17 protein-coding genes are annotated in these 21,481 nt (G+C 70.5%); 11 read left to right on the forward strand and 6 right to left on the reverse strand.

Annotation, left to right across the window (positions count from 1 at the left end; genetic code table 11):
• Positions 1 to 54 precede the first annotated feature (54 nt).
• Positions 55 to 1,482, reverse strand: a complete 1,428-nt coding sequence (locus tag EXE48_RS03685) for a tRNA(Ile)(2)-agmatinylcytidine synthase (RefSeq protein ID WP_137704566.1) — start codon at positions 1,480 to 1,482, stop codon at positions 55 to 57.
• A 212-nt stretch (positions 1,483 to 1,694) separates the two neighbouring features.
• On the opposite strand from EXE48_RS03685, the gene EXE48_RS03690 reads away from it, so the two are divergent.
• Complete coding sequence (locus EXE48_RS03690) at positions 1,695 to 2,666, forward strand: transcriptional regulator (protein ID WP_053772445.1); 972 nt, start codon at positions 1,695 to 1,697, stop codon at positions 2,664 to 2,666.
• Between the two features lie 59 nt (positions 2,667 to 2,725).
• Here the strand turns inward: EXE48_RS03690 and minD are convergent, their stop codons facing one another.
• The gene (gene minD / locus EXE48_RS03695) at positions 2,726 to 4,411 is read right to left on the reverse strand and encodes a cell division ATPase MinD (RefSeq protein ID WP_137704567.1); all 1,686 of its coding nucleotides are present in this window, start codon (positions 4,409 to 4,411) and stop codon (positions 2,726 to 2,728) included.
• A gap of 177 nt (positions 4,412 to 4,588) precedes the next feature.
• Here minD and ahaH point away from each other — a divergent pair, with 177 nt between their 5' ends.
• The 10 genes from ahaH (at position 4,589) to EXE48_RS03745 (ending at position 14,100) form a co-directional block, all read left to right on the forward strand.
• A complete protein-coding gene (gene ahaH / locus EXE48_RS03700; protein WP_121600305.1) occupies positions 4,589 to 4,945 on the forward strand; it encodes an ATP synthase archaeal subunit H in 357 nt (118 codons plus the stop codon).
• A 4-nt stretch (positions 4,946 to 4,949) separates the two neighbouring features.
• Positions 4,950 to 7,154: a V-type ATP synthase subunit I gene (locus EXE48_RS03705; RefSeq protein ID WP_137710881.1), complete on the forward strand. Its 2,205-nt coding sequence runs from the start codon at positions 4,950 to 4,952 to the stop codon at positions 7,152 to 7,154.
• A 200-nt stretch (positions 7,155 to 7,354) separates the two neighbouring features.
• Entirely contained in the window at positions 7,355 to 7,609 is a 255-nt protein-coding gene (locus EXE48_RS03710; RefSeq protein ID WP_004598766.1) for a V/A-type ATP synthase subunit, read from the forward strand.
• 21 nt (positions 7,610 to 7,630) lie between these two features.
• A complete protein-coding gene (locus EXE48_RS03715; protein WP_121563631.1) occupies positions 7,631 to 8,209 on the forward strand; it encodes a V-type ATP synthase subunit E in 579 nt (192 codons plus the stop codon).
• Positions 8,206 to 9,252, forward strand: a complete 1,047-nt coding sequence (locus EXE48_RS03720; protein WP_137710752.1) for a V-type ATP synthase subunit C — start codon at positions 8,206 to 8,208, stop codon at positions 9,250 to 9,252. The genes EXE48_RS03715 and EXE48_RS03720 overlap by 4 nt, the downstream gene beginning before the upstream one ends.
• Positions 9,249 to 9,578 carry a V-type ATP synthase subunit F gene (locus tag EXE48_RS03725; protein WP_121600302.1) on the forward strand — a complete coding sequence of 110 codons (330 nt, stop codon included), beginning with the start codon at positions 9,249 to 9,251 and terminating at the stop codon, positions 9,576 to 9,578. Before EXE48_RS03720 ends, EXE48_RS03725 begins: the two co-directional genes overlap by 4 nt.
• Before the next feature lies 1 nt (position 9,579).
• On the forward strand, positions 9,580 to 11,343 hold the full coding sequence (locus EXE48_RS03730; protein WP_053772452.1) for an ATP synthase subunit A: 1,764 nt from the start codon (positions 9,580 to 9,582) through the stop codon (positions 11,341 to 11,343).
• Between the two features lie 2 nt (positions 11,344 to 11,345).
• Entirely contained in the window at positions 11,346 to 12,767 is a 1,422-nt protein-coding gene (locus EXE48_RS03735; RefSeq protein ID WP_053772453.1) for a V-type ATP synthase subunit B, read from the forward strand.
• 137 nt (positions 12,768 to 12,904) lie between these two features.
• Complete coding sequence (locus tag EXE48_RS03740; RefSeq protein ID WP_053772454.1) at positions 12,905 to 13,606, forward strand: V-type ATP synthase subunit D; 702 nt, start codon at positions 12,905 to 12,907, stop codon at positions 13,604 to 13,606.
• Positions 13,607 to 13,710: 104 nt separating this feature from the next.
• Positions 13,711 to 14,100: a DUF6276 family protein gene (locus EXE48_RS03745; protein ID WP_121600300.1), complete on the forward strand. Its 390-nt coding sequence runs from the start codon at positions 13,711 to 13,713 to the stop codon at positions 14,098 to 14,100.
• A gap of 58 nt (positions 14,101 to 14,158) precedes the next feature.
• Here EXE48_RS03745 and EXE48_RS03750 read toward each other — a convergent pair whose 3' ends face one another.
• From EXE48_RS03750 to EXE48_RS03765, 4 genes are all read right to left on the reverse strand, one after another.
• Positions 14,159 to 14,506: a PLD nuclease N-terminal domain-containing protein gene (locus tag EXE48_RS03750; protein WP_053772456.1), complete on the reverse strand. Its 348-nt coding sequence runs from the start codon at positions 14,504 to 14,506 to the stop codon at positions 14,159 to 14,161.
• Positions 14,507 to 14,602: 96 nt separating this feature from the next.
• On the reverse strand, positions 14,603 to 16,108 hold the full coding sequence (locus EXE48_RS03755) for a stage II sporulation protein M (RefSeq protein WP_121600298.1): 1,506 nt from the start codon (positions 16,106 to 16,108) through the stop codon (positions 14,603 to 14,605).
• 45 nt (positions 16,109 to 16,153) lie between these two features.
• Positions 16,154 to 19,069 (reverse strand): DEAD/DEAH box helicase, encoded by a 2,916-nt coding sequence (locus EXE48_RS03760; RefSeq protein ID WP_199236340.1) that lies wholly within the window; start codon positions 19,067 to 19,069, stop codon positions 16,154 to 16,156.
• Positions 19,070 to 19,169: 100 nt separating this feature from the next.
• Positions 19,170 to 21,437: a PAS domain S-box protein gene (locus EXE48_RS03765; protein WP_137710753.1), complete on the reverse strand. Its 2,268-nt coding sequence runs from the start codon at positions 21,435 to 21,437 to the stop codon at positions 19,170 to 19,172.
• Between the last annotated feature and the right edge of the window lie 44 nt (positions 21,438 to 21,481).

A 21,481-nucleotide genomic window follows, 5' to 3' on the forward strand; every position in this document is an offset into this window, starting at 1 on the left:
GCGGCGATCACTTCATCGCTCCGGGCGACGCGGTCGACGTCGCCGGACGCGACCTCACCGCTCCGGGTGCGCGGGCGCGTCGAACCCCCCGCGGACGAGCGGCTTCGCGACGTGGCGGCGCGCGCTCGGCGGCACCTCGTACCACCCCGGTTCGAGGTCGCGCTCGATCGGCTCCGCGACCTTCCCCGGCGCGCTCGTCCCGCAGTCGCGACACCGGTACCCCTGTCCGCTCCCCGCCGACGACATCGACCGTCCGCAGTCGGGGCAGGTCGGGACCGCGGGCGCGGTCCGGACGAGGTCGCGGACGGCGAACTTCTCCAGTTTCAGGGTGCTCTCGGGCCCCGCCGCGTCCGGCCGCACCTCGTGCTCGCCGCAGAGGGTGACCCGGTCGCCGGGCCGGAGCGCGCGCACCCGGTCGCGGAACCGACCCGTGGGCGCGAACGCTACGGCGCGGAGCCGGTCGGCGTCGGCCCCGTTCTCCGCGTCGCTCCCGTCCTCGGCGCCGGACGCACCGTCGACGGCGACCGCGGCGCGGTCGCCCGCGACGTCGACGTGGACGTGTCCCCCCCGTCTCGTCTCCGGCTCGCCCGCGACCGTCCCGGCGATCCGGTAGCCGGCGCCGTCGCGGAGGTCGCCGATCCGGCCGGGCGCGAGGTGGGCGTCCGTCCCCTGGTTCGTCAGGAACGTCGCCGCGCGCTCGACCGGCTCGCCCTCGATCCTCTCCGCGACCGCGCGGCACGCGGCCGGGTCGTCGCCGCGGATCCCGTGGAGGATCGGGCCGGGGGCGTTCGGGACGCAGACCGCCGCGCCGGTCTCGCGGTCGACGGTGTCCCAGACCGTCGGGTACCCCGCCGCCGCGGCGTCGAAGACGCTCTCGGCGTCGACCTCGCGGGGCGTCCCGCAGCGATCGAGCTCGCGGTAAGAGATGCGCTCGAACGTCCAGTCGTCGAACACGGCCGGCGCGCCCACCGCCGCGAGCGCGCCGATCCGCCCCCGCCCCGCGACGGCCTCGTCCGCTCCGTCCGCCCCGCCGGCCGGGCCGACCGCGGCGTGTCGGAACCCGTGTTCCTCCGCGGTCTCGACCGCCTCCGCGACGGAGAGCCGCTCGCGGAGCGCGCGCCGCGCGAACGCGGCGACCGCCTCGGGGATCGGCGCGCCGGTCGGGTCGAAGGGGTCGCCGTCTGCGTCGCGGTCGGCGACGACGACGCCGGGAGAGGTCCGCGGGTCCGCCGCCGCCGCGAACTCCTCGACCGTCTCAACCGCGACCGTCGCGGCCCGCTCCGCGTCGACCCCGGAGACGTGGAGCGCGACCGCGGCGTTCCCGCGCGTCTTGTGTTTCACCGCCGGGTTCAGGCGGACGAGGAGGCGCCGCCGAACTCGGGCGTCGCCGTCCGCGAGCCGCGCCGCGATCCGCGTCGCCACGTACGTCGTGCACATCCCGCGCTCGCGGGAGTCGGTGTCGTCGACGGCGACGATCGGCATGTGCCCGCGTTCGCGGCGGCGCGTCAAGCCCCTTTCGAGGCCGGCCCCCGCCGACCGCAGAACGGAACTCCGGGGTTCGCCGACCGCGTTTCGCGGCCGGTCGAGTATTTAACCGTTTCCCGCCTCGAACGGCGGAAATCGCAGGCGGGCGGCAGTTTCGTCGCTACACCGACGACACAACGCATATATACGGCGAGACGCTTGTTCCGGCTATGTCCCGGACTGCGCTCATCGGGAACGTCACCGCGATGCTGGAGGACGCAGGGTTCCTCGTCAGCGACCGGTGTGCGGTCCGGCCCAAGAGCTTCGACGTGGCGGCCCGCCGCGACGAGGACCTCCTCCTGTTGAAGATCCTCGGCAACGTCGACGCGCTCGACGCGGAGACCGGCGCGGAGATGCGCCGGCTCGGCGAGTACCTCAGGGGGACGCCGATGGTGATCGGGATCCGCACCCGCGACGAGGAGCTGAAGCCCGGCGTCGTCTACTTCCGACACGGCGTGCCGGTGATCAACCCCGACACCGCCTACGACCTGTTCGTCGAGGGGATGCCGCCGCTCATCTACGCCGCCCCCGGCGGCCTGTACGTCAGCCTCGACGGCGACCTGCTGGCCGACGAGCGCGAGGAGCGCGGGTGGTCGCTCGGCCGGCTCGCGAACGAGCTGGGCGTCTCCCGGCGCACCGTCTCGAAGTACGAGGACGGGATGAACGCCTCCATCGAGGTGGCGATCCAGCTGGAGGAGCTGTTCGACCAGCCGTTCTCCAGCCCGGTGGACGTGCTCGACGGCGCGGACGAGGTCCGCGACTCGGAGCCCACCCCCTCCGCGCCCGAGGCGGACCCCGACGACGAGCACGTCCTCCACGTGCTCACGAGCGCGGGCTTCACCGTCCACCCGACCGCCCGCGCCCCGTTCAAGGCCGTCTCGGAGGACGAGGACAGCCCGACGACGCGCGTGCTCACCGGCCACTCGGCGTTCACCGCCGCGGCCGAGAAGCGCGCCCGGATCATGTCCTCCATCGGCGAGGTTGCCCGGACCCGCTCGGTGTACTTCACGGAGGAGGACGAGAAGCGCGAGTCGGTCGACGGCACCGCCCTCGTCTCCTGCGAGGAGCTCGCCGAGGTCACCGACCCCGAGGAGATCCGCGAGCTGATCCGCGACCGCGCCCGCGCCCCCTCCGAGGCCTGACCGGACCGCCGCGCCCCACCCGATTCTCCCGTCTCACTCCCGCCGGCGAGCTTCCGCCCTCACCGGCCGAGTAACCGACTGAAGAAGCCGCCGTCCTCCTCCTCGTCGTCGGCGTCCGCGGTCGACTCCGTCTCGGCGTCCGCGTCCGCCGAGCCGTCCCCGTCGTCCGCCTCGCTCTCGTCGTCCTCCTCGGACAGCACGGTGTTCATCGTCCCGGTGTCGTCGTCGCGGAACGGGATGCTGCCCGCGAGTTCGTCGTCGATGTCGTCGTCCGTCTCCGAGTCGGCGCCCGAACCGCCCTCGGGCCCGTCGCCGCCGGCGTCGCGCTCGGCGGTCGCCCCGTGCGCCGTCTCGCCCGCGTCGGGGATCGCGTCCGACTCCTCGTCCGTCGCGGCCTCGGGGCCGGTGGCCTCGAGCTCGGCGGCCGCTCTCCCGCCGCTCACGGACTCGTCGCCGGTGTCGGGTCCGCCGGCCTCGTCGCTCTCGGTCGCCTCTTGGTCGGCGTCGGTGCCCTCGCGAGCCGCCCCGTCGCCCTCGTCGACGGACTCCTCCGGCTCGTCGCCGTCGTCGGGTGTTCCCTCGTCGGTCGTCTCGCCTCCGTCATCGTCGGAGCCCTCGCTCCCGCCGTCACCCGTGTCGTCGTCGCCGTCTTCGTCGGTGTCGTCGTCCGCGATGTCCCCCGCCGCTTCGCTCTCGCTCGCGACGATGATGTCGTCGCCGTCGCCCGGCTCCGCCACGCCGGCCGCGTCGGGGTCCGCGACGATGATGTCCTCGTCCTCCCGGTCGCCGTCGTCCGGGTCGCCGTCGTCCGCCGCTTCGCCGCCCTCCGCCTCGTCTTCCTCTCCGCCGCCTCCGTTTCCGTCCTCGTCCGGGTCGTCGTCGACGATCACCGCGTCGTCGTCTGTCGCGTCCGGCCGTTCCTCCCCGGTCTCGTCCTCGGATTCCTGCGGTTTCGCCGGTTCGCCGTCGCCGTCGGACTCGCCCTCGGCTTCGACTCCGCTCGCGCCGGCGGCCGCCTCGGCCGCGGGCTCGTCGAGCCCGGCCCCCTCCACGTCCGCGCCGGTCAGCGCTCGGGCCAGGTCGCGGTACGCGCGCATCGCCCGTGCGTCGGGCGCGACGGCCAGCAGCGGGCGGTTCGCCGCCGCGGCCCGTGCGACGGCATCGTCGTCCGGGACCCGGCCGAGGACGGGGGCGTCGAGGAGGGCGGTGACGACCTCGTCGGCGTCGTCGGTCGCGCGGGTGATCGCGGCGCCGACGACGGTCCCGCCGAGCCGCTCGGTCAGTTGCCGCGTCTTCTCGGTGTCGCCGAGGGCGCTCCGCTCCGGCGTCGAGACGAGCAGCGTCTCGTCGGCGATCGCGAGCGGGAGCGTGGAGTCGTGGGACAGCCCCGCGCCCGCGTCGACGAACACGTAGTCCGCGTCGTCGAACGCCTCGACGACCCGGCGGAGCCCCGACGGGTCCGCGGCGGCGTACGCGTCGAGATCGGTCGCCCCCGGGACGACCCGGAGGCCGGACGGCCCCTCGCGGACCGCGTCCTCCGGGTCCGCCTCGCCGGCCAGGGCGTCGTGGAGGGTGGTCTCGCCGGGCGTCACCCCGACGACGCCCGCGAGGTTCGCCATGCCGAGGTCGGCGTCGATCGCGACGACGTCGGCGCCCGAATCCGCCAAGATCGTCGCCAGCGCGGCCGTCGTGGTGGTCTTCCCGACCCCACCCTTCGCCGACGCGACCGCATACACCGTTGCCATACGGTGAGGGTCCGGCGACTGCTACTTAAATGTAGGCGGCGGCGAGCGGATCTCCCGCCCGTCGCGGCTAGGTCCCGGCCGGAATCCGGGCGAGATCGCCCCGGAATCGGCGCGCAACCCCGCGGGCTTTCGCAAACACCTTATACGTCGCTTGTAGAGATTCAGGCGATTAGTAGCATGGCGAGACCAGAGGTGCTCAACTCGATCAAGGAGGCCGAACGGGAGGCGGACGAGATCATCGCTGACGCGGAAGCGGACGCCGAGGAGCGCCTCGCCGAAGCTCGAGAGCGCGCGGACGAGATCCGCGCCGAGGCCGAGGAGGAGGCGGAGGCCGAGGCCCAAGAGCGGCTCGAAGCGGCCCGAGAAGAGATCGAGGAGCGGCGCGAGGAGATCCTCGAATCGGGGCGCGACGACCGCGACGAGCTCGAACGCGAGGCCCGCGACCGGGTGGAATCGGCCGTCGAATACGCCGTAGAACGGTTCGAGGCGGCGGTCCACGACCAGGCCGAGGAGGCGGTGGATGCTCAGGCCTGAGCAGATGAGCCGGGTGTCGGTGACGGGCTCGAAGCGCGTCATCGACGACGTCATCGAGGCGGCGTACGCCCACCACTCCCTGCACGTCACGGACTACGACGACCGGTACGAGGGGTTCGAGCCCGGGACGTCGCTCGACGGCGCGGAGACCGTCAACGAGCGCCTCGTCACGGTCCGATCGCTCGAGAGCATCCTCGACGTCGACGAGGACGACGCGGAGGTCGCCCGGTCGCTCGACGACGACGAGCTCGTCGCCGAGCTCGAACGGGTCCGCGAGCGGGTCAACGAGCTCAACGACGAGCGCGACGAGCTCCAGGCCGCGATCCGCGACCGCCAGGAGGAGATCGACCGGATGGAGCCGTTCGCCGACCTCGGGATCGACCTCGAGTACCTGCGCGGCTACGACTCGGTCGAGGTCGTCGTCGGCGAGGCCAAGCCCGACGCCGTCGAGGCCGCGCTCGCCGACGCCGACTCGATCGACGTCTTCGACGTGTTCGTCGGCGGCGACGTGCTCGCCATCGTCGCGCGGCCAGCCGACCCCGACGCCGAGGGCGTCGTCCAGGACGCGCTCGTCGGCGTCGACATCACGCTGCTCGACGTGCCGGACGCCGACGCCAGCCCTGAGGAGTACGTCGCGGAGCTGGAGGCCGAGCAGGCCGACCTCCGCGACGAGCTCGCCGGCGTCGAGCGCCGGCTCGAATCGGTGAAGGAGGAGGCGGCGGGCTTCCTGCTGCGCGCCGAAGAGCAGCTCACCATCGAGGCCGAGAAGAAGGAGGCGCCGCTCTCGTTCGCGACCACCGAGAACGCCTTCGTCGCGGAGGGGTGGGTGCCGACCGAGACGTACCCCGACTTCGAGGCGGCGATCGTCGACGCGGTCGGCGACCACGTCGAGGTCGAGGAGCTCGAACGCGCCTCGTTCACCCCCGACGGCGACCACCACGCCGAGCCGGTCGACGACGAGTCGGGCGGCGCTGAGGGCGCGAGCGCCGCGGCCGCGGACCGCGAGGCGGAGACGGCGGTCGCCACCGACGGCGGCCACGCGGCGCACGGCTCCGACGACCCGCCGGTCGTCCAGGACAACGGCAGCGCGGCCGGCCCGTTCGAACTCCTCGTTCAGGCGTTCGGGCGGCCGAAGTACTCGGAGTTCGACCCGACGCTCCTCGTCTTCCTCACGTTCCCGGCGATGTTCGGGTTCATGATCGGCGACGTCGGGTACGGCGTCCTCTACGCCGCCATCGGGTTCTTCATGTACTCCAAGTTCGACGGCGCGTTCCGCGAACTGGGCTCCGTCGCGATGTGGGCCGGCGGCTTCACGATACTGTTCGGCATCTACTACGGTATCGACCTGTTCGGCTACCACGCCTACCAGCTGCTCGGGATCCACTGGCCGGTCGAGGGGAAGGGCCTCTCGCCCGCAGACCTCGACTGGGGGCTCTCGTTCCTCGTCGTGAGCGTGGTGTTCGGCATCGTCCACCTCAACGTCGGTCACGTGCTCTCGTTCGTGAGCACCGCCCAGCAGCACGACCTGAAACACGCCGTCTACGAGGCCGGCTCGTGGCTCCTGATCCTCAACGGCGCGTGGGTCTGGATCTTCAGCCGGGTGTTCCCCAACTCGAAGCCCGACTTCCTGTTCGAGGCCGTCTCGGTCCTGACGTTCGGCGCCGTCTCGTTCGGCGGGTTCCCGGTCCTGGTCGGCTGGGCCGGCGCGGCCGCCGCGGTGCTCGGACTCGTCCTGCTCGGGATCGGCGAGCCGCCGGAGCTCGCCGAGTTCCTCTCGCCGGTCGTCAACGTCATCTCGTACGCCCGGCTGATGGCCGTCCTGCTCGCGAAGGGCGGGATGGCGCTCGCGGTCAACCTGCTCGCGTTCGGCGCCTACATCGACGACGGCGGCGACGGGAGCTTCCACTTCATCTTCAGCGCGGACTACCTCGCAAAGGTGCAAGAGACCGCGGACTACGAGCTCGTGTTCGCGGGGATCACCACGGCGTTCGACCCTGCCTCGATCGGCCTCGTCGGGATCGTCGCGCTCGTCGGCGGCATCGTCGTCGCGCTCGTCGGCCACGTCGTCGTCCTCCTGCTCGGGGTCACGTCCGCCGGCATTCAGGCGGTCCGCCTCGAGTACGTGGAGTTCTTCGGGAACTTCTACGAGGGCGGCGGCCGCGCGTACCTCCCGTTCGGCCGCGACCGGAAGTACACCCGCGACGACTGACGACGCCCCGCCGTCGGTCGCCGCTCGGTCTCGCCGTTTCGCGTGCGATCGAACCCGGCAATCCAGTCGGGTTCTGACGCGGACAGCGCCTGCTTTCCCCGCCGTTCTCCCGGATCCTGTTCGGTCGTTTTGGGAAGCTTTATGACTCCTCTAGGGGCAACTAGCAACCGTTCGGAGACGAGCAACAGCAACTACTACCAATGTTTGAAGCTACCAACGAACTCGGGAACCTCGTACTGTCGACCGGTGGAACGCTGACTGACCCCAACGCCGCGGCGGCGCTCGCCGTCGGGCTCGCGGCGCTGGGCGCAGGCTACGCGGAGCGCGGTATCGGGTCGGCCGCCGTCGGCGCGATGGCCGAGGACGACGACCTCTTCGTCAACGGGCTCATCCTGACGGTCCTTCCCGAGACGATCGTCATCCTCGCGCTCGTCGTCGTCTTCATCGTCGGGTAACTCTCCAGCGTTTTTCAACCAATGAGTTTGGAAACCGTCGTTGAGGACGTTGAAGATGAGGCCCGCGCGCGTGCGGAGGAGATCCGCGAACAGGCCGAGGCCGAGGCCGACGAGGTCATCGAGGAGGCGGAGGCCGACGCGGACCGCATCCGCGAGGAGCGGCTCGCGGAGGTCGAGAGCCAGATCGACCAGGAGCGCGAACAGACGCTCTCGTCGGCGAAGCTCGAGGCCAAACAGGAGCGGCTGGGCGCCCGCCGCGACGTCTTGGAGGACGTCCACGACGAGGTCGAGGCGGCGATAGCCGACCTCGACGGCGACGACCGCCGCGACCTCACGGAGGCCTTACTCGACGCGACCCTCGCGGAGTTCGACGACGACGAGGACGTCGCCGTCTACACCCGCGCCGAGGACGTCGAGCTGCTCGAGGAGCTCGTGGCGGACCGCAACGCCGAGGTCGACGGCGAGGTCGACTGCCTCGGCGGCGTCGTCGCCGAGAGCGACACCTCCCGCGTTCGCGTGAACAACACGTTCGACTCGGTCCTGGAGTCCGTCTGGGACGACGAGTTGAAGAACATCTCGGAGCGGCTGTTCGACCAATGAGCGCCGCCGGTAGCTCGAACCCCGAGTACGTCGTCGCGCGGGTTCGTGCCCGCCGCGGCAGCCTCTACGGGGACGAGGAGTACCGCAAGCTGACCCGGATGGGGCCGGCCGAGATCGCCCGGTTCATGGAGGAGTCGAGCTACGGCGAGGAGATCAACGCGCTCGGCAGCCGCCACGGCGGCGTGGACCTGATCGAGTACGCGTTAAACCGGAACCTCGCCGAGCAGTTCGACGCCATCCTCGACTGGAGCGAGGGGCCGCTGTACGACCTCATCGCCCGCTACCTCCGGAAGTTCGACGCCTGGAACGTGAAGACGGTCATCCGCGGCGTCTACACCGACGCGGACCAGTCGGCCGTCGAGGTCGACCTGATCCGCGCCGGCGAGTTCGACGACCGGCGCATCCGTCGACTGCTGGAGGCGGACTCGATCGACGGCGTGATCGAGGTCCTCGAAGATACGATCTACGGCGAGCCGCTTCGGGAAGCGTTCGCCGAGTACGAGGAGGCGGGCGTGTTGGTGCCCTTGGAGAACGCGGTTGACCGCGCGTTCTACGAGCGGCTCCTCTCCGGGCTCGGCGGCGACGAGCCGACCCGGCAGTACGAGGCGTTCCTCAAGGCGGAGGTCGACTTCCGGAACGCGACGAACGCGCTCCGGCTCGCCCGCTCGGGCGCGGACATCGACCCCGCGGCGTACTTCATCGAGGGCGGCGACCTGTTCACCCGCTCGTCGCTCGCGCGGCTGGCGCAGAACCTCGACGAGCTGGTCGAGTACATCGGCGACAGCCAGTACGGCGACGAGCTCGGGCCCGCGCTGCGCGAACTCGAGGAGGCGGACAGCCTCATCGCGTTCGAGCACGCCATCGACGGCGCGCTGTTGGCGTACGGCGACCGGCTCGGCACGATCCACCCGGTGTCGGTCACCCCGGTGATCTCCTACATCCTCGCGAAGGAGCGCGAGACGGAGAACATCCGGGCGATCGCCCGCGGGAAGGAGGCCGGCCTCTCGCCCGACGAGATCGAATCGGAGCTGGTGATAACATGAGCCAGGAGATAGCGGTCGTCGGCAGCCCGGAGTTCACGACCGGATTCCGCCTCGCCGGCGTCCGAGCGTTCGAGAACGTGCCGGACGAGGAGAAGGACGAGGCGCTCGACGACGCCGTCGAGCGGACGCTCGACGACGACGACGTCGGCATCATCGTGATGCACGACGACGACCTCGACCACCTCTCGCGGGGGACCCGCGAGGCCGTCGAGGGGAGCATCGAGCCGGTCCTCGTGACGCTCGGCGGCTCCGGCGCCGGCAGCGGCGGGCTGCGCGACCAGATCAAACGCGCCATCGGCATCGACCTGATGGAGGAAGACGACTAATATGAGCAAAGCAGACACAACCGACGCCGAGACAGACAGCGGCGTCATTCAGAGCGTGAGCGGTCCGGTCGTGACCGCCCGCGATCTCAACGCCCGCATGAACGACGTCGTCTACGTCGGCGACGAAGGGCTCATGGGGGAAGTGATCGAGATCGAGGGCGACCTCACGACCGTTCAGGTGTACGAGGAGACCTCCGGTGTCGGCCCCGGCGAACCCGTCGAGAACACGGGCGAGCCGCTGTCGGTCGACCTCGGCCCGGGGATGCTGGACGCCATCTACGACGGCGTTCAGCGCCCCCTGGACGTGCTGGAGGGCAAGATGGGCAGTCCGTACCTCGACCGCGGGGTCGACGCGCCCGGCATCGACCTCGAGGAGGAGTGGGAGTTCGAGCCCGAGGTCGAGGCAGGCGACGTCGTCGAGCCCGGCGACATCGTCGGGATCGTCGAGGAGACGGTCACCATCGATCACAAGGTCATGGTGCCGCCGGACTACGAGGGCGGCGAGGTCGTCGCCGCCGAGTCCGGGACCTTCGATGTCACCGAAACGGTCGTCGAACTGGACAACGGCGAGGAGATCTCGATGCACCAGGAGTGGCCGGTGCGCGAGGCCCGCCCCGCCAACGACAAGAAGACGCCCCGGACGCCGCTGGTGTCCGGCCAGCGCATCCTCGACGGCCTGTTCCCGATCGCGAAGGGCGGGACGGCCGCGATTCCCGGGCCGTTCGGCTCCGGGAAGACGGTCACGCAACACCAGCTCGCGAAGTACGCCGACGCGGACATCATCGTCTACGTCGGCTGCGGCGAGCGCGGCAACGAGATGACGGAGGTCATCGAGGACTTCCCCGAGCTGGAGGACCCGGCCAACGGCAACCCGCTGATGGCCCGCACCTCGCTCATCGCGAACACCTCGAACATGCCCGTCGCGGCGCGTGAGTCCTGTATCTACACGGGGATCACGATCGCCGAGTACTACCGCGACATGGGGTACGACGTGGCGCTGATGGCCGACTCCACCTCGCGGTGGGCGGAGGCGATGCGCGAGATCTCCTCCCGGCTGGAGGAGATGCCCGGCGAGGAGGGGTATCCCGCGTACCTCGCCGCCCGCCTGGCGCAGTTCTACGAGCGCGCCGGCTACTTCGAAAACATCAACGGGACGGAGGGCTCCGTCTCGGCGATCGGCGCGGTGTCGCCGCCCGGCGGCGACTTCTCCGAGCCGGTCACCCAGAACACGCTGCGTATCGTGAAGACGTTCTGGGCGCTCGACGCGGACCTGGCGGAACGCCGCCACTTCCCGTCGATCAACTGGAACGAGTCCTACTCGCTGTACAAAGACCAGCTCGACCCCTGGTTCGAAGACGAGGTCGCCGACGACTGGGCCGAGCGGCGCCAGTGGGCGGTCGACGTGCTCGACGAGGAGACGGAGCTGCAAGAGATCGTCCAGCTCGTCGGGAAGGACGCCCTGCCCGACGACCAGCAGCTCACCCTGGAGGTCGCGCGCTACCTGCGCGAGGCGTACCTCCAGCAGAACGCGTTCCACCCGGTCGACACGTTCTGTCCGCCGGAGAAGACGTACCTGATGCTGACGACGATCCAGACGTTCAACGACGAGGCGTTCGACGCGCTCGACGCCGGCGTCCCGGTCGAGGAGATCATCGACATCGACTCGGCCCCGCGGATTAACCGTATCGGCGTCCAAGAGGACTACGAGGAGTACGTCGAGGATCTCAAAGCGGAGATCACCGAGGAGCTCCGGAGCCTCTACTGACCATGAAAGAGTATCAAACCATCACCGAGATCAGCGGTCCCCTCGTGTACGCCGAGGTCGACGAGGCGATCGGCTACGACGAGATCGTCGAGATCGAGACGGCACAGGGGGAGACGCTGCGCGGACAGGTGCTCGAATCCTCGGAGGACGTGGTCGCGATCCAGGTCTTCGAGGGCACCTCAGGCATCGACCGAGACGCGTCCGTCCGCTTCCTGGGCGAGACGATGAAGATGCCCGTCACCGAGGACCTCCTCGGGCGGGTGCTCGACGGCTCCGGCCGCCCGATCGACGACGGCCCGGAGATCGTCCCCGAGGAGCGCCAGGACATCGTCGGCGCGGCGATCAACCCGTACTCCCGGGAGTACCCCGAGGAGTTCATCGAGACGGGCGTCTCCGCCATCGACGGCATGAACACCCTGGTCCGGGGGCAGAAGCTCCCGATCTTCTCCAGCTCCGGGCAGCCGCACAGCGAGCTCGCGATGCAGATCGCGCGGCAGGCCAGCGTGCCCGAAGAGGAGGAGGGCGACGACGAGGAGGGCTCCGAGTTCGCCGTCATCTTCGGCGCGATGGGGATCACCCAGGAGGAGGCCAACGAGTTCATGGAGGACTTCGAGCGTACCGGCGCGCTCGAACGCTCCGTGGTCTTCATGAACCTCGCGGACGACCCCGCCGTCGAGCGGACGGTCACGCCGCGGATGGTCCTGACGACGGCCGAGTACCTCGCCTTCGAGAAGGACTACCACGTCCTCGTCATCCTGACGGACATGACCAACTACTGCGAGGCGCTCCGCGAGATCGGGGCGGCCCGCGAGGAGGTGCCCGGCCGCCGCGGGTACCCCGGGTACATGTACACCGACCTGGCGCAGCTGTACGAGCGCGCCGGCCGGATCAAGGGACGCGAGGGCTCGGTCACGCAGATCCCGATCCTCACGATGCCGGGCGACGACGACACTCACCCGATCCCGGACCTGACCGGGTACATCACGGAGGGACAGATCTACGTCGACCCCGACCTCAACAGCCAGGGCCTCCAGCCCCCGATCAACGTCCTCCCCAGCCTGTCGCGGCTGATGGACGACGGCATCGGCGAGGGGCTCACCCGCGCCGACCACGCCGACGTGAAAGACCAGATGTTCGCGGCGTACGCGGAGGGTGAGGACCTCCGCGACCTCGTGAACATCGTCGGTCGCGAGGCGCTGTCGGAGCTGGACAACAAGTACCTCGACTTCGCGGACGCGTTCGAGTCCGAGTTCATCGACCAGGGCTTCGACGAGAACCGCGACATCGACGAGACGCTCTCGATCGGCTGGGACCTCCTCTCGATGCTGCCGAAGGACGCCCTCAACCGGATCGACGAGGAGTTCATCGAAGAGCACTACCGCGAGGACGAGTCCGAGCGCGAAGTCCTCGAAGCGGCCGACTGACGGCCCGACTCACTTTTTGACGCCTGCGACGCCGCGTCCGGACAGCGGCGCTGCTCGCCGTCGCTCGCAGTCGTCGTCGGGGCGATCCGCCGCGTCTGAAAAGAATTAACCGCCTCGGAGCGGAAGCTTCCCCCAAGATGGCCAAGGACGTCAAACCGACGCGGAAGAACCTGATGGCGATCGAGGACCGCATCGAGCTCTCCGAGCGCGGTCACGACACGCTCGAACAGAAGCGCGACGGGCTCATCATGGAGTTCATGGACATCCTCGACCAGGCGCAGGACGTCCGGTCCGAGGTCTCCGAGAACTACGAGACGGCCCAGCGCAAGATCGACATGGCCCGGGCGATGGAGGGCGACGTCGCCGTCCGCGGCGCGGCCGCGGCGCTGAAAGAGCACCCCGAGATCACGACCCAGTCGAAGAACATCATGGGCGTCGTGGTCCCGCAGATCGAGTCCTCGAAGGTCCAGAAGAGCCTCGACGAGCGCGGGTACGGCCTGCTGGGCTCCTCGGCGCGGATCGACGAGGCGGCCGACGCCTACGAGGAGCTGTTAGAGAAGATCATCCTCGCGGCCGAGGTCGAGACGGCGATGAAGAAGATGCTCACCGAGATCGAGACCACGAAGCGCCGCGTGAACGCCTTGGAGTTCACGCTGCTCCCGACGCTCTACGAGAACCAGGAGTACATCGAGCAGAAGCTCGAAGAGCAGGAGCGCGAGGAGATATTCCGCATGAAGAAGATCAAAGCGAAGAAGGAGGAAGAAGAGCGGGCGGAGGCCGAGGAGGCGACCGCGGAGGTCGCGGCCGCGGAGACCGAAGAGCCCGAGCCCGCCGACTGACGTCCTCGCGGCGCCTCTCTCGAGTCGCCATCACCGCTTCCGCGCCGGTCGCCGCTCGTTTTCCCGCCGTCGGCTTTTAGCCCGCCCCGCCCGTAGCGACGGGCGTGTCCTGTCCACACTGCGGCGCCGAGGCCGTCGCCTTCGCGGTGCCGCCGGCGCTCCGCGAACACGCCCCCGCCGATCCGGCGGCGATCTGTACGCGGTGTCTACGCGTCGCCGCGGCCGACGAGGCGGGCGTCGCGGGCGCGGCGACCGACGACCCCGACCTCGCCCGCGTCGACCCCGCCTTCCCGTCCGGCGAGGCCGGGATCGCCTTGGCGCTCTGCTGCGGGGAGCTGGAGTCGTTCGCCACGAACCGCGCGTCGATCGAGGCCCTGGTCCGTCACGCCGAGGGGGCGGGCGCGGACGTGTTCGCGTTCCTCGGCCGACTCGACGCCGCCGACGCCGCGTTCGACCTCGACCGCCGCCGGAAGGCCCTGATAGACGCGCTCTGAGCGGACGCGCGTCGAGCGGGTCGGCGGCCGCGGCGAGCGCGACCGCGGCGACGAGCGCCTACAGGTCGACCCCGTCCGGGTCGTTCCACTCGTCGTCGTCGCCGTCGTCCGCCTCCGTGCCCGCCGGACCGAGCCGCTCTTCTCCCTGCCGCGACTCGTGGACGGCGAAGCCGCCGGTGCGGCCGTCGCTCCCGCCGGCGTACGGGTCGGTCTCGGAGTCGTAATCGCGCTCGCCGCGCTCGAAAATATACGCGAAGAACCCGAACAGCGGGACGAAGAAGGCGATCAGCGCCCACTTCCGCGGATCCATCCCGTACTTGGGCGCGTCGACGTACGCGTAGGCGGCGAAGCCGACGAGCCACGCGAGCGGGACGCCGACGAGGATGACGGCGACGAGCGGTGTCATACCGTCGCTTCGACCGCGCGGTAATAAGGCTGCGGGCGGGGTCTGCGACCCTTCCGGCGTTGCGACGGCCGCGGGCGGGTCGCCGGTCCGCGTCGCTCACAGGAACGGCCGCCAGTAGAACGGGCTGACGAACCCCTCGATGACGGCGGCGACGCCGAACAGGATTCCGAGCCCGACCGTCACCCAGAACGCGGTCTCTAGGGCGTCCGCGAACCGCTCGCGGCTCGCGCGGCCGCGGAACGCCCGCCACGACACGGCGCCGAGGCGGATCCCGAGCGCTCCCGAGGCGATGAGCGCGGGGATCTCGAAGATCCCGTGGGGGACCACGAACGCGACGAGCGCCGGGAGGTTCTCCTCTAGGGCGGCGGTGGCGCCGAGCGCGAGGCCGTTGAACGCGAGCGACGAGAGCGCGGGGAGGACGAACCCCGCCCCGGAGAAGGCGGTCGCGATCGCGACGCCCCAGTTGTTCCCGAAGTACGTCAGCGTCGCCACGGGCGGGATCTGTCCGACCAGCCGCGACTCGATCGAGGTCGGGACCGTCTCGGCGAACGGCGCGGCGCCCAGCCAGCCGACCGCGCCGAAGCCGACGGCCACCGCGAGCGCGAGGGCGTGACTGCCGGGCGTCGACCGGACGAAGCTCCCGAGCGCCCGCCAGCCGCGGCGGGCCCCGCCGACGAACTGCGCCCTGACGCCGGCCTCGGGCGGCGAGACGGGGTCGACCGTGCCGCGGTAGTCGCCGTAGAGGACGGTCTTCAGCAGGTCGAGCGCGGGCGCGACGACGACCGCGCTGGCGAGCGCGACGACGGGGCCGCCGCCGAGGAACGCGAGCCCGGAGGCGACCGACGCGACGGCGACCAGCGAGCCGATCGCGACCACGAGGTAGGCGGCGGCGTCGACGGGGTTCGAGCGCACGAAGCCGCCCGCGCCCTCGACCGCGCCGACCACGCCGGCGTCGTCGACGACGACGGCGACCGGCGCGAACGCGAACAGGATCCGGACGAGCGCTAAGGCGACGAACCCGACGAGGAGGGCGGCGACCGCGACCGCGGCGCCGAGGAAGGGGTTCGCGAGGAACGCCGCGCCGACCGCGATCGACCCGAGCGCGAGGACGGCGATCCAGAGGAGGAGCTCGGCGACGTACACCCCGAGGAACGTGAGCCAGCGGGACCGAGCGCCGGCGATCCCGCCGACGAGCCCCCGCTCGTCCCGGAGGCTCGCGATGACCGCGGAGAGCTGCCCGGCCGAGACGACGGCGTACGCGACTATCGCGAGGACGACCGAGACGAGCACGCCGGCGACGAACAGGGCCCCGACCGTCGGCGTCAACAGGGGCTCGAACGCGGGCGTCAGGCCCTCGGCCCACGCCTGAAGCGCCTCCGGGTCCTGCGTCTCCGGCGGCGGCTCGACCCCGGCGAGGGCGTCGCCGACGGCCGCGAGCCGCCCGGAGAGTTCGAGGTGGAGGTAGATCCCCGCCAGCGCGGCGAACGTGCCGAGGCGGGCGATCACCGGGACCGCGGTGCCGAGGAGGTAGAAGGGGAGAAGCTGTGCGGGGCGGCGACGGAGGGTCGCTGTCGTTGCCGAGACGGCGGCGGAGAGGTCCATGCCCTCGCTTCGGCCGTGCCACACAAAAAAGAGCGTGTCCGCGAACTAATCCCAGAACGACTGCGTGCGCGCGTACTCCCGCTCTTGGCGGAGCACGTCGCGGTAGAACTCGTCTTCGTCCTCGCGGAGCTTGTTGATGATCCGCGCGGCGTTGTGGGGGCCGACGCCGCGGGCGGCGAGGGCGATCACCGCGCGCTTCCCGTGGGTCTGGACGAGGCTCGCGGCGCGGTGGGCCCGCTCGGTGCGGCGCTCCTGCTCGTCGTCCTTCTCGGGCGCGCGCACCGCGGCGACCGTCTCGTCGTCCCACGGGTTCAGCGCCGCGATCCGCGTCGACCCGCACTCGGGGCACTCGGGCTGGTCGCGGACGCGTCGGACCTTCGTCGTCTGCTTCCAGTCCGTACAGTGGAGACAGAAGCAGATGACGCGGTCGTCTCGAATGCGCTCTTTGACCGTCTCGATCACGTCGGCGTCGGCGTTGTCGGGGACGAGGAACTCCGTGCCGGCGGACCGGCCTGCAGTGCCGAGCGGCGTCCGCTCGCGGGCGATCGCGAGGTCGAGCGAGCCGTCCTGAACCGCCGCAAGCAGGTCGGCGGTCTCCGGCACGGCGAGGTCGGCGTGGAACACCTCGCGGAGCGCCTCGTCGTAGACCGGCGTGTCCTCCAGGGCGGCGAGCAGGCGGTCGCCGCCGAACTTCCCTCGCCCCTCCTTGTACCGCTTGACGGCGCCGAACTTCGCGGCGACCTGCGCGAGCGTGAACTTCAGCGCGTCCGACTTCTTCACCGCGAGTTCGAGGTACGCCTCCAGCCGCTCGGGGTCGGTCGTCTCCAGCACCTCGCGGAACGTCCCGGGGCCGACGCCGCGGGGGACCTCGAACTCGATCCGGTACGGGTCGACGTCCATCCCGACCGACGAGCCGGCACGCTGGCCGACCAGCGCCGCGAGCAGGCGCGCGAGCGTCTCGTTGACCTCGTGGCCGAAGGCGGCGTTGACGGCGACGGTTCGCGCGCTCCCCTCGATCACGACCCGCTCGTCCGTGGGGACCGGGTGGCCGGCGTCGACGTGGTCGACAACGGACTTCAGCGCGGCCGCGACCGTCTCCGCGTCGGTCGGGTAGCGCTCGGCGAGGTCGGCGGCGACGGCCTCGGGGGTCGAACCGGCCTCCAGCGCGGCCGCGGCCTCGCCGCGGATCCGGCCCACCTCCTCGGCGACGGGCTTCGGGACGGGGATCTCTTGGCCCACCCACGAGGGGACCTCGCCGGTCGGGTCCGGGATCGGCGTCACGTTCACGCGCTCCTCCTCCTCGTCGATCTCGGTGATCCGCCACATCTCGCCGCGCTGGACGAACGTCTCGCCCGGGCCGGCGAAGTTGACGACGAACTGCTCGTCGAGGGTCCCGATGCCGCGTCTGGAGGACATGTCGTACACCTCGTAGGTGGCCTCGTCGGGGATCATCGAGAGGTTCGCGTAGAAGTACTGCCAGGTGCCGCCCGACTTCTCCAAGGTGTCCGTCTCCTCGTCGAGCCACAGCAGCCGGTTCCCGTCGAGCTCGCGGACGACCTCTTGGAACCGCGGCTCGGAGAGGTCCCTGAACGGGTAGGCGTCCGTGATCGTCCGGTACGCCTCGCGGGCGTGGAGCTCCCCCTCGTCCATCACGAGGCCGACGACCTGGTTCGCGACCGTGTCGAGGCTGCCGTGGTGGATGTTCGCGGGCTCGACGAGCTCCTCGCCCGCCCGCCGCGCGATGGCCATCGCTTCGAGGGTGTCGTCGCCCCCCTGCGCGACGACGGTCCCCTCGGAGACGAGGTCGCGGCGGTGGCCCGCGCGCCCGACGCGCTGGAGCAGCCGGGCGACCTCGCGCGGGCTCCCGTACTGGACCACGTGGTCGACGCGCCCCACGTCGATCCCGAGCTCCATCGAGGAGGTACAGACGAGCCCGTCGAGGTCGCCCGACTTGAAGCGGTCCTCAACGTCGATCCGGACCTCCTTCGAGAGCGACCCGTGGTGGAGCTCGATCTCGGTGGGGGCGTCGACCCCGCGTTCCCGCTCCTTCTCCGCGAGCGTCTTGAACCGCGATCCGAGCGCCTCCGCGGTCTGTCGCGTGTTGACGAAGATCAGCGTCGACTCGTTGTCCGCGACGATCTCGCGGATCGTCCGCACGTGGCTCGCGGTCGTCTCGTCGACCGCGAGCTCGCCCGCGAGCGTCGTGTCGCGGTCGGTGATCGACGGGTCCAGCACGCGCACGTCGGTCCGCGTCCCGGCCGCGACCTCGACCGTCTCGAAGTCGCGGTCCCCCTCGCGGTCCGGGTCGCGGGTCCCCGTCCCGACGAGGAACCGGCCGACCTCCTCCGGATCGCCCACCGTCGCGGAGAGCCCGATCCGCTGGAACGGCCCCGCCACGCGGCGGAGCCGCTCCATGCCGACCGTGAGCTGCGCGCCCCGCTTCGCCGAGGCCAGCTCGTGGACCTCGTCGACCACGACGTGCGCCACGTCTTCGAGCGCGGCCCGCATCTTCGAGCCCGTCAAGATCGCTTGGAGGCTCTCCGGCGTCGTGATGAGCACGTCCGGCGGGTCGTCGGCCTGCTTGGACCGCTCGTACTGCGTGGTGTCGCCGTGGCGCACCGCGACCTCGACGCCGAGGGTCTCGCCCCACCACTCCAGCCGGTCCATCATGTCGCGGTTGAGCGCGCGGAGGGGAGTGATGTAGAGGGCGGAGATCCCCTCACGGGGCGGGTCGCCGGGCGAGTTTCGGGCCTCGGCGAGCGCGTCGAACACGGGGAGCATCGCGGTCTCCGTCTTCCCGGTGCCGGTGGGGGCTAAGACGAGCGCGTTCCGCCAGGCCGCGAGCGGCGGGATCGCCTCGCGCTGGGGCTCCGTGGGCGTCGTGAACCCCCGGTCCGAGAGCGCCTCGCGGACCTCGCTCCCGAGGTGCGCGAACGCGTCCATCCCCGACGGCTCCGACATGCTCTGATCGTGTTCGATTGGGCGCTCGGGCGATTAAGCCCGTCGCCGTGCGCGATCGATCCGCTTCCCCCGTCCGGGCCGTCGCCCCGCCCCGACGCGCTCAGTCGGCGCGGCGGAGCTCGACGGTGAACACGCTCCCGGTCGGCTCGTTGTCCTCGACCCACACGTCGCCGCCGTACCTGTCGACGAGCGTCTTGACGAGGTACAGCCCGATCCCCGTTCCACCGCTTTCGAGTCCCTTCTCGCCCTCTTGGAAGATCTGCGCCTTGTGGTCGTCCGCGATCCCGGGACCGTTGTCCGCGATCGACACGCGCACCGTCTCGTCCGACACGCTGGTCGACACCGTGATCTCCGCCACGTCCTTGTCGTTGTGGACGACGGCGTTCGTCAGGAGGTTCCGGAACGCCGCCTCCAGCAGGTCGTCCGCCAACACCGTCACGTCCGGAATCGTCTCGTCCACGGTGACCGTCGCGCGGTCTTTGTCCGACCGGATCTGTTCGATCTGCTCGGTGAGTTCGGTGCGGAGGTCGACCGGCGTCTGGTCGGTACCGACCTGTAGCAGTACGTCGGTGACGTCTCTGGCGGTCTCCGTGATGTCTGCGGCTTGCCGCGCCGCGCCGATGACGGTCCGCGCGTACGTCCGACTCTGCTCGTCCGGCAGCGACTCCTCGAGGAACTCGGTGTACGACTCGACGACCATCAGCTGGTTCCGGATGTCGTGGCGGACGACCTGGTTCAGGAGCTTGAGGTTGTCCCGCTGTTCCTCCAGCGTCCGCTCGTACTCCTTGAGTTCCGTCACGTCGCGGGCGTACCCCAACACCGCGTCCTCGCCGGTGTCCGGGGCCTCGTACGGTATCTTCGTCGTCTGGAAGATGCGCGTCTCCCCGTCAGCCGTGGTCAGCGTCTCCTCGCCGACCGCCTTCGGCTCGCCCGACTCGATCACCTCCAAGTCGTCCTGTCGGAACGCCTCCGAGTCTTCGACGTCCGGAATGATCTCCGCCTCGGTCTTCCCCTCGACCTCCTCGGGCGTCTTTCCGTACGCCGCCGCGGTCGCCTCGTTCGCCAGGAGGTACTCGCCCTCGCGGTTCTTCACGAACACGAGGTCCGGCACCAGGTCGATGATCTGCCGGAGCTCCTCGCGCGTCGATTCGAGGGCGGCCTCGTACTCTCTCCGCTCCGTGATGTCTTGGAACAGTCCGAGCGCTCCGGTGACCGCTCCGTCCTCGCCGAACCGAGGGTCGCCGATGGCCCTGACCCACCGGGTCTCACCGGTCGTCGTGACGATCCGCAGCTCGAGGTCGTACGACTCGCCCTCCGTTCGTAGCCGCTCGAAGGCGCTCTCGATGGCGTCGCGGTCGTCCGGATGATAGAACTGTATTCCGTCCTCCAGCTCGACCGACTCCGTCGTCGGTAGCTCGTGGATGCGGTACACCTCGTCGCTCCACGTCAGCGACTCGTCGACCAGGTCGACCTCCCACCACCCGATCGACGCGCTCTCCTGCGTTCGCTCGATCAGTCGCCGGGTCCGTCGCAGCTCCTCCTCCCGTCGCTTCTGCTCGTCGACGTCGAGGTGGATCCCCACCGCGCGCACCGGTCCGCCGTCCTCGTCGCGCTCCACCACCTTCCCGATGTCACGGATCCACTTCCACTCGCCCGACGCGGTCCGCATCCGGTGTTCCGCGTCGTAGTACTCGGTCTCGCCGTCGACGTGGGCCGACAGGGCGTCCTCGACCGCCGGGAGGTCGTCGGGATGGACGCGGCGCTCCCACGCGTCGAGGTGCGGCTCGATCTCGTCGAGCGAGTGGCCCAGCATCTCCGCCCACTGGTCGTTGAACTCGACCTCGTCAGTGGTCATGTCCCAGTCCCAGACGCCGAGGTTCGCGCCTTCGACCGCGAGTTCGAGTCGGTCTTTGATCCGTTGGACCGTCCGCTCCCGCTCTCGCTGCTCCGTGACGTCGCGAGCGACGCCGACGATCCGCGTCACCGACCCCTCGTCGACGACCGGGCTCAGCCGCGTCTGCCACTCTCTCCGCCCCTCCGGCAGCGCGAGCGCCTCCTCGTACTCGATCGTCTCGCGGGCCTCGACGCAGCGGCGGTAGTTCTCCGCGACCGCCGCGCCCTGCTCCTCGCCCAGCAGCTCCCGCGGCGTCTTGCCGCGGATCTCTTCGAGGGAGATCCCGGTGAGCCGTTGGTGAGACGCGTTGGTCCGTCGGAACCGGAAGTCGTACCCCGCGTCTCCGGCCTCGACGTCGATCAGGAAGACCGCGTCCTCCATCTCGCAGAAGATCGTCTCGTAGACGCCCCGCTCCTCGTCCCCGACCGCGAGATCGGACTCCGACTCGGGGGCCGGTCGCTGCCGATCCGTCATACGTCGGCGTTGGCCGGCCGCAATATAAGTTATTCCGACCTGGA

The organism is Halorubrum sp. ASP1, from assembly GCF_005435135.1.
Classification (GTDB): Archaea; Halobacteriota; Halobacteria; order Halobacteriales; family Haloferacaceae; genus Halorubrum; species Halorubrum tropicale.

What these genes read in the sequence shown, in the direction of transcription:
- EXE48_RS03685 (WP_137704566.1), bottom strand. Translation starts at nt 1,482, where the DNA reads ATGCCGATCGTCGCCGTCGACGACACCGACTCCCGCGAGCGCGGGATG.
- EXE48_RS03690 (WP_053772445.1), top strand. Translation starts at nt 1,695, where the DNA reads ATGTCCCGGACTGCGCTCATCGGGAACGTCACCGCGATGCTGGAGGAC.
- minD (WP_137704567.1), bottom strand. Translation starts at nt 4,411, where the DNA reads ATGGCAACGGTGTATGCGGTCGCGTCGGCGAAGGGTGGGGTCGGGAAG.
- ahaH (WP_121600305.1), top strand. Translation starts at nt 4,589, where the DNA reads ATGGCGAGACCAGAGGTGCTCAACTCGATCAAGGAGGCCGAACGGGAG.
- EXE48_RS03705 (WP_137710881.1), top strand. Translation starts at nt 4,950, where the DNA reads ATGAGCCGGGTGTCGGTGACGGGCTCGAAGCGCGTCATCGACGACGTC.
- EXE48_RS03710 (WP_004598766.1), top strand. Translation starts at nt 7,355, where the DNA reads ATGTTTGAAGCTACCAACGAACTCGGGAACCTCGTACTGTCGACCGGT.
- EXE48_RS03715 (WP_121563631.1), top strand. Translation starts at nt 7,631, where the DNA reads ATGAGTTTGGAAACCGTCGTTGAGGACGTTGAAGATGAGGCCCGCGCG.
- EXE48_RS03720 (WP_137710752.1), top strand. Translation starts at nt 8,206, where the DNA reads ATGAGCGCCGCCGGTAGCTCGAACCCCGAGTACGTCGTCGCGCGGGTT.
- EXE48_RS03725 (WP_121600302.1), top strand. Translation starts at nt 9,249, where the DNA reads ATGAGCCAGGAGATAGCGGTCGTCGGCAGCCCGGAGTTCACGACCGGA.
- EXE48_RS03730 (WP_053772452.1), top strand. Translation starts at nt 9,580, where the DNA reads ATGAGCAAAGCAGACACAACCGACGCCGAGACAGACAGCGGCGTCATT.
- EXE48_RS03735 (WP_053772453.1), top strand. Translation starts at nt 11,346, where the DNA reads ATGAAAGAGTATCAAACCATCACCGAGATCAGCGGTCCCCTCGTGTAC.
- EXE48_RS03740 (WP_053772454.1), top strand. Translation starts at nt 12,905, where the DNA reads ATGGCCAAGGACGTCAAACCGACGCGGAAGAACCTGATGGCGATCGAG.
- EXE48_RS03750 (WP_053772456.1), bottom strand. Translation starts at nt 14,506, where the DNA reads ATGACACCGCTCGTCGCCGTCATCCTCGTCGGCGTCCCGCTCGCGTGG.
- EXE48_RS03755 (WP_121600298.1), bottom strand. Translation starts at nt 16,108, where the DNA reads ATGGACCTCTCCGCCGCCGTCTCGGCAACGACAGCGACCCTCCGTCGC.
- EXE48_RS03760 (WP_199236340.1), bottom strand. Translation starts at nt 19,069, where the DNA reads ATGTCGGAGCCGTCGGGGATGGACGCGTTCGCGCACCTCGGGAGCGAG.
- EXE48_RS03765 (WP_137710753.1), bottom strand. Translation starts at nt 21,437, where the DNA reads ATGACGGATCGGCAGCGACCGGCCCCCGAGTCGGAGTCCGATCTCGCG.